At 66.9% G+C, this 13252-nt stretch carries 10 protein-coding genes; 5 read left to right on the top strand and 5 right to left on the bottom strand.

From position 1 onward, the window contains the following. The first annotated feature begins 10 nt into the window (after positions 1 to 10). A complete protein-coding gene (locus AC1DER_RS13050) occupies positions 11 to 2197 on the top strand; it encodes a hypothetical protein (RefSeq protein ID WP_477243430.1) in 2187 nt (728 codons plus the stop codon). Positions 2198 to 2211: 14 nt separating this feature from the next. Here AC1DER_RS13050 and AC1DER_RS13045 read toward each other — a convergent pair whose 3' ends face one another. The 4 genes from AC1DER_RS13045 to AC1DER_RS13030 form a co-directional block, all read right to left on the bottom strand. Continuing rightward, the gene (locus AC1DER_RS13045; protein ID WP_477358036.1) at positions 2212 to 3477 is read right to left on the bottom strand and encodes a M24 family metallopeptidase; all 1266 of its coding nucleotides are present in this window, start codon (positions 3475 to 3477) and stop codon (positions 2212 to 2214) included. A gap of 57 nt (positions 3478 to 3534) precedes the next feature. Next, complete coding sequence (locus tag AC1DER_RS13040; protein WP_477243434.1) at positions 3535 to 3930, bottom strand: GFA family protein; 396 nt, start codon at positions 3928 to 3930, stop codon at positions 3535 to 3537. Between the two features lie 133 nt (positions 3931 to 4063). Then, positions 4064 to 4462, bottom strand: coding sequence for a YbjQ family protein (locus AC1DER_RS13035; protein ID WP_477243436.1), 399 nt, complete (start codon positions 4460 to 4462; stop codon positions 4064 to 4066). A gap of 299 nt (positions 4463 to 4761) precedes the next feature. Then, positions 4762 to 5685 (bottom strand): LysR family transcriptional regulator, encoded by a 924-nt coding sequence (locus AC1DER_RS13030; protein ID WP_477243438.1) that lies wholly within the window; start codon positions 5683 to 5685, stop codon positions 4762 to 4764. Positions 5686 to 5847: 162 nt separating this feature from the next. Here AC1DER_RS13030 and AC1DER_RS13025 point away from each other — a divergent pair, with 162 nt between their 5' ends. The 4 genes from AC1DER_RS13025 to AC1DER_RS13010 all read left to right on the top strand — a co-directional run bounded on the left by AC1DER_RS13025 (position 5848) and on the right by AC1DER_RS13010 (position 9526). After that, a complete protein-coding gene (locus tag AC1DER_RS13025) occupies positions 5848 to 6012 on the top strand; it encodes a hypothetical protein (protein ID WP_477243440.1) in 165 nt (54 codons plus the stop codon). After that, on the top strand, positions 5999 to 6805 hold the full coding sequence (locus AC1DER_RS13020; RefSeq protein ID WP_477243442.1) for an SDR family NAD(P)-dependent oxidoreductase: 807 nt from the start codon (positions 5999 to 6001) through the stop codon (positions 6803 to 6805). The genes AC1DER_RS13025 and AC1DER_RS13020 overlap by 14 nt, the downstream gene beginning before the upstream one ends. 172 nt (positions 6806 to 6977) lie before the next feature. Then, the gene (locus tag AC1DER_RS13015) at positions 6978 to 7886 is read left to right on the top strand and encodes an alpha/beta hydrolase family protein (RefSeq protein ID WP_477243444.1); all 909 of its coding nucleotides are present in this window, start codon (positions 6978 to 6980) and stop codon (positions 7884 to 7886) included. Continuing rightward, positions 7883 to 9526: a bifunctional AfsR/SARP family transcriptional regulator/alpha/beta hydrolase gene (locus AC1DER_RS13010; RefSeq protein ID WP_477243446.1), complete on the top strand. Its 1644-nt coding sequence runs from the start codon at positions 7883 to 7885 to the stop codon at positions 9524 to 9526. Before AC1DER_RS13015 ends, AC1DER_RS13010 begins: the two co-directional genes overlap by 4 nt. A gap of 48 nt (positions 9527 to 9574) precedes the next feature. Here the strand turns inward: AC1DER_RS13010 and AC1DER_RS13005 are convergent, their stop codons facing one another. Beyond that, positions 9575 to 13135 (bottom strand): ATP-binding protein, encoded by a 3561-nt coding sequence (locus AC1DER_RS13005; protein ID WP_477243448.1) that lies wholly within the window; start codon positions 13133 to 13135, stop codon positions 9575 to 9577. Positions 13136 to 13252 lie beyond the last annotated feature (117 nt).

Here is a 13252-nt window from a genome sequence, read left to right as displayed (position 1 = left end):
GGGGGCGTCCATGGCCGGACCGTTGTTCTACCAGCAGGTCGTCAACCTCGCCAGGGAGGCAGGCAACTCCGGTGATATCCAGCGGGTGCTGGAGTTCATGGAGGCCATCGAGGCCCGGAGCGGCGCGAAGGTGATGATCGCGGCGCAGACGTTCCGCAAGGTGCGCTGGGAGAACCACTACGTCGCCCAGATCGACGAGAAGGTGTACGAGCAGGCCCTGCTGCGCCTGATGCACATGGCGATGGACCTGGAGTTCCTGATCGTGCTCGAGTGGATCGTTGCCACGAACCTGGCCTCGTCGGCGGAAACGGTGCGCAGTGCGTGGTGGGACAAGTTGATTGCGCTGGTGCCGGTTCCGGACATCACCAAGGCCCTCAAGGAAAGCGAGCTTCAGCAAGCCTTCCAGGACCTGGCCAATGACTTTGTCACGATCATCAACGTCCATCTGCGCACGCAACCCTCGCGCACGCCGACACCGATCCCCACGCAGTGGGAATCGATCCGCCAGATGCTCATCCGCCTTTCGACGCGGTTGATGGCGCTGTTCGAGATTGCGCTCGATCGCGCCCTCGACAGCATGGCCAAGCGCGGCAAGGATCGCGGCAAACCTTTCCTGCAGCTCTACACCTGGTGGACATCGCTGACTCGCAAGGCCTTCACCGGCGGCTGGATCGAGGAAGACACGAAGCCAGGCAAGAAGAGCAACAACCCCGGATTGACAGCCGTGCCTCTCACGGTGAACCAGGATGTCGCCGGCAGGCACTTCTACTTCGACGCATTCGTGCCGCACACCGCCCGCAGGTTCGAGTTCAACGACTTCGACCGCAATGCCAAGGACCTGCCCAAGCCGGCAGAGGTGAACATCTTCGAGCTGGTCCAGTACCGCACGACGCAGTTGCACTACTACCTCAACCTGTTCGGCGAGTTCTTCGAGGACCCCACCGCAGCGCCCGCGGTAACCAAGGCCGACAAGGACACCGCGGCGGCGCGCAAGGCGGCGTTCGCCGAGCGTCGTGCGCTGGTGGATCGCGTCGCGAAGCAGGCCAAGTCGTTCGATGTGCGGACGGAGGACGGGCTGGCGGACTTCATGGGCGCCTTCTTCGATGCGCATGTCGCGGCCCACCCGAAGGCGAAGCAACCGCGCCAGGAAGCCTGGGAGGAGTGCATCGAGATCCTGCGACTGCACCACCACACCCTGGCGATCCACAGCCAGCAGAACCTGGCCGAATCGCCGAGCTACCTGGGCCGGGCGTTTCCGCGCACGCTGCACGGGGCGATGCTATGGGACTGCGGCGTCTACGCGGCGAAGGGAGCGTACATCCTGCTCAAGTTCGGGATGCATATTGTCCAGAAGTCGAAGGCCAAGCCGCGCGCGGCCTTCCTGTTCCTGCCGATCCATGTCGGCCTCCTCGTGGAGTTCGACGAGTTCCCGTTCGTCGTGATCCAGAACGACCAGGTCAAATGGCTCGCCCCGGATGACGAGAAGATCTGGCGGAAGGATTGGGAGGACGGCGCATCCGACGATCCCAATCCCGACCCAAACCCTGAAGCCGACAAGCGCAGGAAGTTCATGGAGGACTACGCGGTCCAGTGGTATGCGCGCGGGGTCGATCTGCCGCTGGTGCGCGTGCAGATCGCCAAGGTGTCCGATCCGCCGAAGATGGCGGAGATTGCCAGCGTCTACGACCAGGCTGGCGCAAAGGGCGGCGCCCGCATCTTCGCCACCGACGTGGACAAGCCCGGCACCAGGGTCTTCCAGTTCGATGTCGTCAACTACAAGAAGCTGACGGATCTGGAGATCGCATGGTTCAACAGCGACGTGATCCCGTTCTGGAACGACAAGGCCCACGAGCTGTGGACCAGGTACGCGCCGCGCATGAAGAACATGCAGGTCCGCAGAACGTACGCCGCCGAGCTCGAGCGGGAGCTGGTGCCGGTGGAAAAGTCCTACGGCGAGAAAGTCGAGAAACTCAAGAACCAGCTCATCGACAACCTGCGTACGTCCGGCGCCTTGAACACACGCCCGGATCTGCGCGTGACCAGTGCGGTGCGCCTGGCCATCAAGGAACGGAAGATCGGCATCCTGGGGCGAGTGCGCGAGCACCTGCTGGATGCAGTCGACCCCACGCTGCCGACCGTCCCACCGCCCGCCTTCGCGAACGAGGACGGATTCCTGCGGCGCATCGGCGGCTGGTAGTCAGAACCTGGCTGTCAGATCGGATCGTCTATCGACCTGGCCAGCTCGGTGAACAGTTTCGGGCCGGTCTCGGTCATGTGCCAGCAGTCTTCCAGCCGGATTCCGAATTCGCCTGGAATGTAGAGTCCCGGCTCGTCGGAGAAGCACATGCCGGGCGCAAGCAGTGTGGCGTCGCCGTGCACAAGGTAGGGCGGCTCGTGCCCGTCCAGGCCGATGCCGTGGCCAGTGCGGTGAGGTAGACCCGGCAGGCGGTAGCCGGGGCCCCAGCCTTCCTTCTCGTAATAGGCGCGCACCACGTCGTCGATGGCGCCCACCGGAGTGCCCGGCCTGGCAGTCTCCAATGCAAGCTCCTGGCCCCGCTTGACGGTATCCCAGACCTTTCGCTGTTTCGCGGTGGGCTGGCCCATCACCCACGTGCGCGAGATATCCGATTGATATCCATGCACGGTGCAGCCCACATCCATCAGGATGACCGAGCCTTCGCGCACGGTCTGCGGCTTCTTTGAGCCGTGCGGATAGGCGCTGGCTTCGTTGAGCAACACCAGCGCGAATCCCGGCTCCCCGCCCAGGGCCGCGGTGGCGGCGTCGGTCATGGCGCCGATCTCTTCAGGGCGCATGCCGGGGCGGACGTTGCCGTGGACGTGGCGCAGCGCCGCCAGGGTGACGTCGTTGGCCGCTTTCATCAGCGCCAGTTCGGCCGGCGACTTGATCAACCGGACGGCTTTGACCAGGGCGTCGCCGGACACCACGCGGTAGGCCCCGGCGCCGGCCTCGCGCACCCCGTCGACGATGAAAATGCGCGTCGTGGATTCGAATGCGATCGGGCCGGAACTGACGCCGCGGTCGACCAGCGCGCCAACCAGACGCGCGAACGGGCTTTCGTGCTCGTTCCACGGCCGCACGTCGCCACTGACCGCCAGGGTTTCGCGGATCGAGGGTTCTTCGAAGGCCGGCGTCACGACGACGATGTCGCCCCGGGCCGGGATCACGGCGGCCGTCGTGCGCTCCGAGCGATGCCACTGGATGCCGGTGAAGTAGTCCAGGCTCGAACCCGACTCCAGGATCAGGGCGCCGACCTTCTGGTCGACCATCAGCCGTTGCAGCTTTGCAATCCGCGCCACGCGCTCCTCTACCGGAATAGGCTTGGCGCCGACGGTCAGGGAGGTCAAGGCGGGCCGCGCGGCGGGTGCCACCTGGGCCGACCGGCCGGGCAGCAGTAGACCGGTGGAGGCGGCGCTGGTGGCGGCTACGGCCGCAGTGAGGAAGTCGCGACGACGCATGAAAACTCCGGATAGATGCCAGGGGTTCTTGCAAGGATCAGATGGACCGCGCGCCGCTCAATCAAGGTGCTCGATGTCGTCAGGAAGGCCAACCCAACGGTGTCTGCGAACCCCATAGACGGATACGCCTGGCTGCGGGAAACCGGGGTCGGCGAAGGCGCCGACCGGAATGATCACCACGTCCGCAAACGCCTCCGGCAAATAGTAGACAGTGCAGCCGCACACCGGGCAGAAGTGAAACCGGGCCGCGGTTCCCTCGTCGCCGACGCGCACGTACTGCGTGCTCTCCCCCTCGATGGTCACCGCCTCGGCGGGGAACCTGGCCTGGGTGGCGAACACGCCACCCGTGCGTCTCTGGCAAGCCAGGCAATGACAGATGGACACCCGGGTGGGCTCTCCCCGGGTCCTGGCGGTGAGCTTTCCACAGCTGCATGAAGCTAGACGGTCGGTCATGGCATCCAGCTACCCGATAGGGACCCGTGGGTGCGGTTATACCTCTGGGGCGGCACTTCAGGTAGTAGAAGCGGTCCTTGATCGAACGCTTGCGCTTTGCGCGCGTGGACCCGCCATGGGTCGAAAGCGGAAACTAGCCCTGACCTGAGCGGCCGCCGTCCGGCTCGGCAACAACCGCCGTGCCATAACACAGCACCTCCGTAAGACCGGCCATGAGTTCGGTGGCGTCATAACGGACGGCGATGATCGCGTTGCCGCCCAGCTGCCTGGCGTGTTGCACCATGTCTCGATAGGTCTCGTGACGAGCCTGCTCGCACAGTTCCGTGTAGATCGTGATGTTGCCGCCGAACAGTGTCTGGAGCCCACCTAGGAAGTTGCCGACGATCGAGCGGGACCTGACCGTAATGCCGCGCACGAGGCCAAGATTGCGAACGATCCGATAGCCGGGGAGTTCGAGCGCCGTCGTGACCATCGAGTCGTTCAGGGATGGCTGTGTCGAACGGACTGACGAGGAGTTGTATGGGTCGGTCATTGGTTTTCCCTGGTCAAGCGACTGGCGCTGGGCTGCGCCTATTGCAGCCTGCGCCTATTGAAGGACGTGCGGGTTCGTCTCGAACTTCTCCAACTGCTCGCAGCCTGTTTGCCGAACGAAAAACACCCCCACGACCACGAGAATCAAGTACGCGATTGCCTTGCCCACCTGCGCCTCCGGCGATGCCAGTCATCCCACTACCCATGAGCGCAACCATGGGCCCCTTTTGAAAATGCGAGGCGACCCGACGATCGGACGCCTGCCCCCGTTCGGCCTGAGCTTAGGCAAACCGGGGTTGGCTAACAAGTGGAGCGGCCCGCCGTACATTCCTGCGGATTGAGCCGCGCGCGCAACTGCGAGAACTCCTGCACCACGAAGTCCACCAGGGCACGCACGCGCGGCGTATCGCGCATGTCCGAGTGAAAGCCGACCCGCACCGCTCGCACCGGCATGGGGTGCGACACCGCAACGCGAAGCAGTGTTGAATCTGCCTCCGCGATGAAGCTCGGCAGCACGGCCATGGCGGCGCCACTGCGGATGGCAGCGAGGTGGGCGCGCAGACCGTTGGCTCGAAGCACGGTGCGCGCACGATGTGCCAGCACAGGCAGCCAGGCCTCGTGGGGAACCTCCCCTGCCGCACGGTCAAGAAGCACCAGGAAGTGACCATTGAAACCGTCGGCAGCCTCGGGATGCCCGTGCCGCTCCAGATAGCTTCTCGCTGCGTACAACCCGTACGCGATATCGCCGATGCGTCGCTCCACCAGATTCTCCTGAGAGAACGATCCGAAACGGAACGCCAGGTCCGCTTCGCGACGTGCCAGATTGAACACCTTGGTGTCGTTGATCAGTTCGATGACCAGTCCGGGATGCAGGGCACCAAACCGCGCCAGCATCGGCGCGATCACCTCATCGCCAAGCCAGTCCAGGCTCGTCACCAGGATCTGCCCGCTCAAGCCTGTATCGCGTGCTGCGACCTGCCGTTGCACAGCCAGCGCTCCCGCGTCCATCTGCTCCAGGCCACCGACCAGGGATTGAGCCAACGCGGTCAATCGCAGTCCGCCGGCGTCGCGATCGAACAGTTTCGCGTTGAGGCTGCGCTCCAGCGCTTCGAGCCGCCTGCTCACGGTGGGCTGGGTCGTACCGAGTGCTCGCGCAGCCGCGCTCAGGCTGCCATTGCGGGCGATGGCCAGCACAATCTTCAGATCATCCCAGCCAACGCTCATCAGGCCCCCCCTGTTCCATGCATTTTCGAATGACGGGCATGCCAAATCGATGGCTGCATCAACCCGCGACGCTTCCTAGACTGTCACACGCGTCCTCTGCCAGACAACGTTCCAGCCACGACAGATATCCAGCGCCAGACGCCAACTCCGGGAATCGCGAGCATGCTGCACATCGACCACCTCATTGGCATTCCTTACGGTGGCGATCCCTTTAGCCGGGATGGTCGCTCGGCCCTGCAACCGGGCGCCCGGGGCTGGGCGGAGGCCATCTATTTCTTCGATCCTGATCGTCACAACATCGAGGTACGTACCCATGACCCGCGCTGATGCCCATACCCCCGCTGCGAGCGTTCCCCCGCCCCTGTTCCCGGACATGTCCGGCAAGGTTGCGATGGTCACGGGGGGGTCGCGCGGCATCGGCGCAGCGACTTGCCTTGCCCTCGCGCGCAACGGTGTGCGTTTGGCCATCAACGGACGCGATCCGGTGGCCTTGCAGACGAGCGTCGCCGCAGTGCAAGCCGTTGGCGGGGAAGCGATCGGCTTGGCAGCCGACTGCTCGGATCTCGCCCAGGTCCAGCGAATGCAGGCTCAGGTGGAGGCGCACTTCGGCGCACCGGACTTCGTGCTGGCCTTCGCCGGAGGCGGCACGGGGCGGCCCGTGCCGGTGCAGGACATCACCGAGGAGGACTGGCGCTCGAGCATCGACAACAATCTCACGTCGACCTTCTTCACTCTGAAATGCTTCCTGCCCGGCATGCTGGCACGAGGCAGCGGTGGCATCCTGACCATGGCCTCGGCCGGCGCCCGTGTGGCCTCGGGGGCGCCGGCCGGCTACGGCGCGGCAAAGGCGGGGATCATCATGCTCACACGCCACCTGGCCCAGGAAGCAGGTCCGCAGGGATTGCGCGTCAACTGCATTTCGCCCTCGGCCGTGTTGACCGAACGCACGCGTGCAACGCTATCGCCGGAGCGGCAGGCTCGAATGCAGGAGGGATTTCCGCTGGGGCGTCTTGGCACGCCGGAGGACGTAGCTGCCGCTTCCCTGTTTTTGCTCAGCGACGCTTCCGCATGGATCACCGGCGTGGTACTCGACGTCGCTGGTGGGCGGGTCATGGTTTGACACGCCGCGCCACCGAAACCTTCAAAGCCGACTTCCATGACGCTGTGTTCCGCACTGCCTGATCCTCGGGGCCGATTCGACCGGTTTCACGCCCCGACCCGATCTTCCAGCGGACGATCAGCGGACGCTCGCTGGCTACCCTCACGGCTCCTTGGCGAACCTGGAGCCGCTCATGACGATCTTCAATCCCAGCCGACCATTGTTCGCCGATGACGATCAGGCAACGCTCGTCGTCATCTTCAATCATTCCCGGCAGCACACACGCGCCCCGGTGTTCGTCTGCCTGCCGGCGATGGGTGTTGCCGCGAGCTTCTATACGCCGTTCGCGGAAGCGCTTGCGCAAGCCACGAGGGGCGTGGCGGTATTGACTGACCTGCGTGGACAGGGCCAGAGCGAGGCGCTCGCACGACGCGGCGCGCAATTCGGGTATCAGGAAATCGTCGCGCAAGACATCCCGTCGTTGACCGCCGCGATCGCCGCGCAGTTTCCCGATCGGCCCATTTATCTGGTCGGCCATAGTCTGGGCGGTCAGCTCGGCAGCCTCGCGACAGTGCACACGGCGCCCTGCCTCGCGGGCCTGATCCTGGTGGCGAGCGGCACCGCGCACCATCGCGTGTGGCCAAAAGGATTGCGATGGCGCGCGGGCATTGCGGTGCGGGCCGTCCGAATCGTGGCTGCATTGCTGCCCTGGTACCCGGGCCGGCTGCTGGGCTTCGGCGGCGACCAGCCGCGTCGATTGATGGCCGATTGGAGCTATAACGCCAGCACCGGTCGCTATCGCTGTGCAGGCAGTAGAATCGACTACGAGGAGGCGCTGAATGACATCGTGCTGCCCGTCCTGTCGGTCGAGATCCGCGCCGATCCCGTGGCGCCGACCGGCGCGACGACCGAACTGCTCGCCAAGCTCGCATCCTGCGCGATCGAGCGCCGGCAGATCGACGGCGTCACGGCAGACGCGCCGTGGCGGCGTCACTTTTCCTGGGCACGGAATCCGGACAAGGTGGTCGCTGAGATCGTCGCTTGGTTGCGCCCGCAATTGCACCGAGTCAACGTCGAATGCCTCGAGCGGTCCGTCGCATGAGCATTGAGGTGCCGGCACGTCTCGCGCTTCGCGTGCTCGGGCCGGTGCGGCTCGAGCAGGAATCGGGGACGTTCGAGCCGGGCGCACGGCGCGAGCAGGCGCTCCTCGCCCTGCTCGCGGCCGAGGCTCGTCCGATGAGCCGCGCCCGCCTCGCTGCAATGCTCTGGCCCGATGCCGACGACGTTGACGCGCGCGGGCGCATGCGCCGCTTGTTGCACGAGATGTCGAGCCACGTTGGGCGCAACGCGCTTGTGACCGATCGCCAGACCGTCGCACTCGCGAGCGATGTGTGCGCCGCTACCGATCTCGCCTCGCTGCGCCGTTCCCTTGCGCAAGGACTGTATCGACCGGCCGAGGACGCGAGCGACGAGAGCCTCGCCGCCCTCGAGAACGCGGCGGATCTGGCCGCCGCCGAGTTCGCGGAGGGGCTGGTGCTCGACGAATGCGACGAGCTGTCGGCGTGGCTTCAACGACAGCGCGAATCGCTGCACCAGGCGCGCGCGCAGGCGCTGGCGCATCTCGTCACTCAGCTCGAAGACGCACAGCAGCACGAGCGCTCGCTCCATTATGCGCAAGAGCTGGTAGCGATCGATTCACTGAACGAGGCTGCGCAGCGCCGCCTCATCCGGCTGTATGCCGCAGTCGGACAGCCCCGCGCAGCATTGCAGCAGTTCGAGCGGTGCCGGCAGATCCTGCACGACGAGCTCGGCGTCGAGCCGGAAGCCGCAACCCTCCGCGTCGCCGACGGGATCCGCGGGCGAGACGCCGCCACGACGGCGCTTGCCGACGATCCGCCCGCAGCGGTGGCAGTGCGGTTCACGCGCAGCGGCGACGTTCATCTCGCTTATCAGGTACTTGGCGCCGGCCCGCTCGATGTGCTCCTTATCAGCGGCTTCATCTCGAACCTGGAGCAGGCTTGGGAGCCTGGCGGGCCCGCGGCCTTCTTCGGCGAGCTCGCGCGCGACTTTCGGCTCATCCTGTACGACCGGCGCGGTGTCGGGCTCTCCGATCGCACCGTCGATCCCGCCGACACATCGGTCAGTAGCGCCGACGCACTGGCGGTTCTCGACGCGGTAGGCAGCCGGCGCGCGCTGGTGTTCGCGGTGTCCGAAGGCGGGCCGATCGCGATTCGGCTCGCAGTCGAGCATCCAGAGCGTGTTGCGGGGCTGGCTCTTTGGGCCACGCTTGCCCGAGGTACCGCGGCGCACGACTATCCGTGGGCACTGACGGCCGAGCGCTATGAGCGTTGGCTCGATGCACTCGTCGCGCAATGGGGCCGCCCGGCTGCAATCGACACCTTCGCGCCCGACCACGCGAGCGATCCGCTGGTGCAGCGCTGGTGGGCGCGCATGCTGCGTCTCGGCTCCAGCCCGCGCTGCATGCACGCCGTCCTGCGCACACTCGCGCTGACCGACGTACGCGCTTTGCTGCCGCACGTGCGCGTGCCGACGCTGGTCATGCATCGAACGGGCGACCGCGCCGTGCGCATCGAGGCAGGCCGTCATGTCGCAACTGCGATCTCCGGAGCCCAGTGGCTCGAATTTCCCGGGTCCGCGCATTGGTGGTGGTTGGGCGAGACGACACCGATCATCGAAGCGATCAGGGGCTTCGCACGGCGCTTGGCTGATAGCCAGCGCTAGTAGTTCACGGACTCGTTGTTGGCCCGGTTTGACGTACGCCGCACACGGCTACCGCCGCGGCACACCCTCCAGCAAACCCGCCAGCATCGCCCCCGTCACCGGCTTGCGCAGGAACCCCTGGAATCCCGCCGCGGTCGCCTGCGGTTCGGCATCGGCATCGGCGCGTGCGGTGATGGCCAGCAGCGGCCGGCTGAAGCCCTGCGCGCGCAACTGCTCGGCCAGCGCCAGGCCGTCCATGCCCGGCAGGTCGAGGTCGAGCAGCGCCGCATCGAAAGATGCGGTCGCTGCCTCGGTCATTGCGGACAGGCCATGCGCGGCATGCGTGACGCGATGGCCCTGCAGTCGCAGCAGACCCGTGATGACCTCGGCGACGATCGGATCGTCCTCGACCAGCAGCAACGACAACGGCGCGCCACGCGACGCCAGCAGTGCGCCACCGCCGTCGTGTGCGGCCGGGGCCTCCGCCTCTGCCAGCGGCAGCTCGACGATGAAGCGCGCACCTTCGCCGGGCGTGCTTTCGACGCGGATGCTGCCGCCCATTGCTTCGGCCAGTTCCTGGCAGATCGCCAGTCCCAGTCCGCTGCCGCCGTAACGGGCCGTGGTGCGCGCGCCATCGGCCTGCTCGAAGCGGCGGAACAGGCGCGCCTGCTGCTCGGCGTTGATGCCCGGGCCGGTATCGGCGACTTCGAAGCGCACGCCCTGCGGCGACAACGCCGACACGCGCAGCGAAACCGAGCCCTTGTCGGTGAACTTGATCGCGTTGCCGAGCAGGTTGAGCAGGACCTGGCAGACGCGGCTTCTGTCGCCGCGCAGTCCTGCCGGGGCGTCGACGCCGATGTCGGCGTTGAAGGCCAGGCCGCGCTGGCGCGCCAATGGCGCCATCAGCGAAGCGGCTTCGTCGACCACCTCGTGCAGTGCGAACGGTGCGTCGGACAGTTCGAGCTTGCCCGATTCGATCCGCGCCAGGTCGAGCGCATCGTTGACCAGCCGCAACAGGTGGCGACCGGCGCGGCGGATCGATTCGATATAGCCGCGCTGGCGCGGGTCCAGTGGCGTGTCCAGCAGCAGCTCGCTCATGCCCAGCACGCCGGTCATCGGCGTGCGCACTTCGTGGCCGAGCGTGGCCAGGAACTGGGTCTTGGCCAGCGAGGCCTGCTTGGCCAGTTCGCGTTCCTGCTGTGCCAGTTGCCAGTCGTGACGGCGCTTGAGGCGGCGACGATAGGCATCGAACATCCACCACCCCAGCAGCAGTGCCAGGCCGACGAAACCGGCGATTGCAGGCAAGGTCTGCCACCACGGCGCGGCCACGGTGAAGATGATCGTCTGCGCCCTCGACCAGACGTTGTCGGCGGTACGCGCGGCCACCTTGAGTTCGTAGCGGCCCGGCTTGAGCTGGGAGAAAACGCGCTCGCCGACCGAGCCGACCGCTACCCAGCCGTTGTCGTAGCCGGCCAGGCGGAAGCGGTATGCGTGGTTGCCGGCGTCGTTGAACGACAACAGCCGCGCGACGATGCGCAGGTCGCGGTCGTCGTGGCGGATCTCGAACGGCTGCGCCGGGAAGAACGAGACGCGCCTGTCGTTGCGGCGGGCATCGATGCTCTCGATCACCAGATGCGGCGCCTGCAGGTTGGGACGCACCGTCGACGGGTCGAACAGGACCAGCCCCTCCGGGCTGCCGACGAGGATGCGGCCGTCACGACGGCTGGGCACGGGGGCGTTGTCGAACTCCTGGCTCGGCAGGCCGTCGCGCACGCCATAGACGCGCACCGCGCGCCGTGCGGGATCGACGCGGGTGAGGCCGCGCACGCTGGAAATCCAGACGATGCCGGTCGCATCCACGGTCAAGCCGCCGGAGGCCACCAGCGGCAGTCCGTCTTCGCTGTCCATGCGCCAGAGCCGATGCAGGGTCGCGCCACCCCAGCGGTAGGACTCCAGTTCGCCCAGGCGCGCCAGCCACACTTGACCATGCGCATCGGTGGCAAAACCGTGGATGCGGCCGTGGCCGGCGCCGGGGACCGGTTCAAAGCGGTGGCCGACGGCGTTCCAGCGCGACAGGCCATCGCTGCCGGCCAGCCACAACGCGCCATCGGGGCCGGGGCTGGCCTGCTCGATGAACACGCCTTTGCTCAGTCCGATGTTGGCGCCTGCGGCCATCGTCTCGTGGATGCGGCCATCGGGCGTGCGCACCTGGATCGCGCCGTCTTCGGTGATCAGCCAGATCATGCCGTCGCCGGTCTGCACCAGCTTGCTTTCGCCCGACGGTGCCGGGTCGTTCGCGTCCGTGGCGGTCCAGCGCCGCAAGCGCCGCGTGCCCGCCTCGATCCGCGCCAGGCCGCCGACGTAGCTGACCCACACGTTGCCGGCGCGATCTTCCAGCACGCTGGACAGGACGTAGCCGTCGCCGACGTCGCGCGCGACGTGGCTGACCGCGCCGCTGTCGGGATCGAGGCGGTCGAGCACGCCGCCGCTGCCGACCAGCCACATCGCGCCATCGGCCGACGGCGCGATGCCGCGCACATGCGCGTTGGCGATCGACCGGGTGTCGTCGATGCGGCGCGACATCACCGCGAACTGGCGCCAGTTCGGCGGCAGGTACCACAGTCCGTTGCTGCTGCTGGCAAACCAGACGCCGCCTTCGCGATCCTGGTAGGCACCGACCCAACCCGGACGCACCAGCCCCTGCGCGGTGCCGCTGTAAAGCGGCACTACGCTGAGCTTGCCGCGCTCGTCGCGGCCCAGGCCCTGCGGGACGTCGAACCAGTAGATGCCGCTGCGGTCACGCAGGAGCACGTGCAGGATCGTGTCCTTGATGCCCGCCTCCGCCCACGGCGTTGCCGAAACGTGGCCATCGGCACGGCGCACGCCGACACCGCGCGGCGTGGCGAACCACAACGTGCCATCGGATTCGGCGGTGATGCCGTTGACCAGCGGCGAACTCAACGCGGTCGTTGGCAGGCGTTCGAAGTCGCGGCCGGTCCAGCGCGCGACGCCGCCCTTGGTGCCGACCCACAGGCTGCCGTCGGGAGCGACCACCAGTTGCCCGACCTCGGCGTCGGGCAGGCTGCGCGGGTCGGCGGGATCGGGCATGAAGCGCGTGACCTTGCCGTCCGTGTCGAGCCGGTGCAGGCCACCGAAGGACGTGCCGAACCAGATCGCACCATCGGGCGTGGAGGTGACGGCCCACACAGTGTCGCTGCCGATCTCGGGCGTGTTGGCGCGGTTGTAATAGCGGAGCTGCTTGCGGTCGGCGTCGAGCACCGCCAGCCCCGCCTGGCTGGTGCCGATCCAGACCCGGTTGCGCGCATCGACGTGGACCGCCCAGACGAAGTTGTCGCGCAGGCCGTCCTCGGCGCGCCAGATGCGGAAGCCGATGCCGTCGTAACGCGCCAGCCCGTCGCTGGTCGCGATCCACAGGTAGCCGTTGTGGTCTTCGGTGATGCCGTTGATGCGATTGGATGGCAGGCCGTCGGCGACGGTGATCTGGCGCGGCCGCGGGGTTTCCGGAATGGCGGCGTGGGCCGCGGCCAGCGCCGCACATGCCAGCCATAGCGCCAGGGAGGTCCTTGCGACGATCCTTGCCACCGTCCTTGCGCTCGTTCGTGTCGGCATTGCCCCTTTCCGGCGTCCTGTCCCCGCCCCTAGGCTGGTCGAAGCGCCGGGGCGGCGCAAGTCCGCTGCGCCCGGCCGGAACGCTGCAACGTTCCGTTGCAGGGATCCACCGACCCG

It is taken from the genome of Lysobacter sp. 05T417 (assembly GCF_056396405.1).
This window is presented reverse-complemented; position numbering and strand designations above follow the sequence as displayed.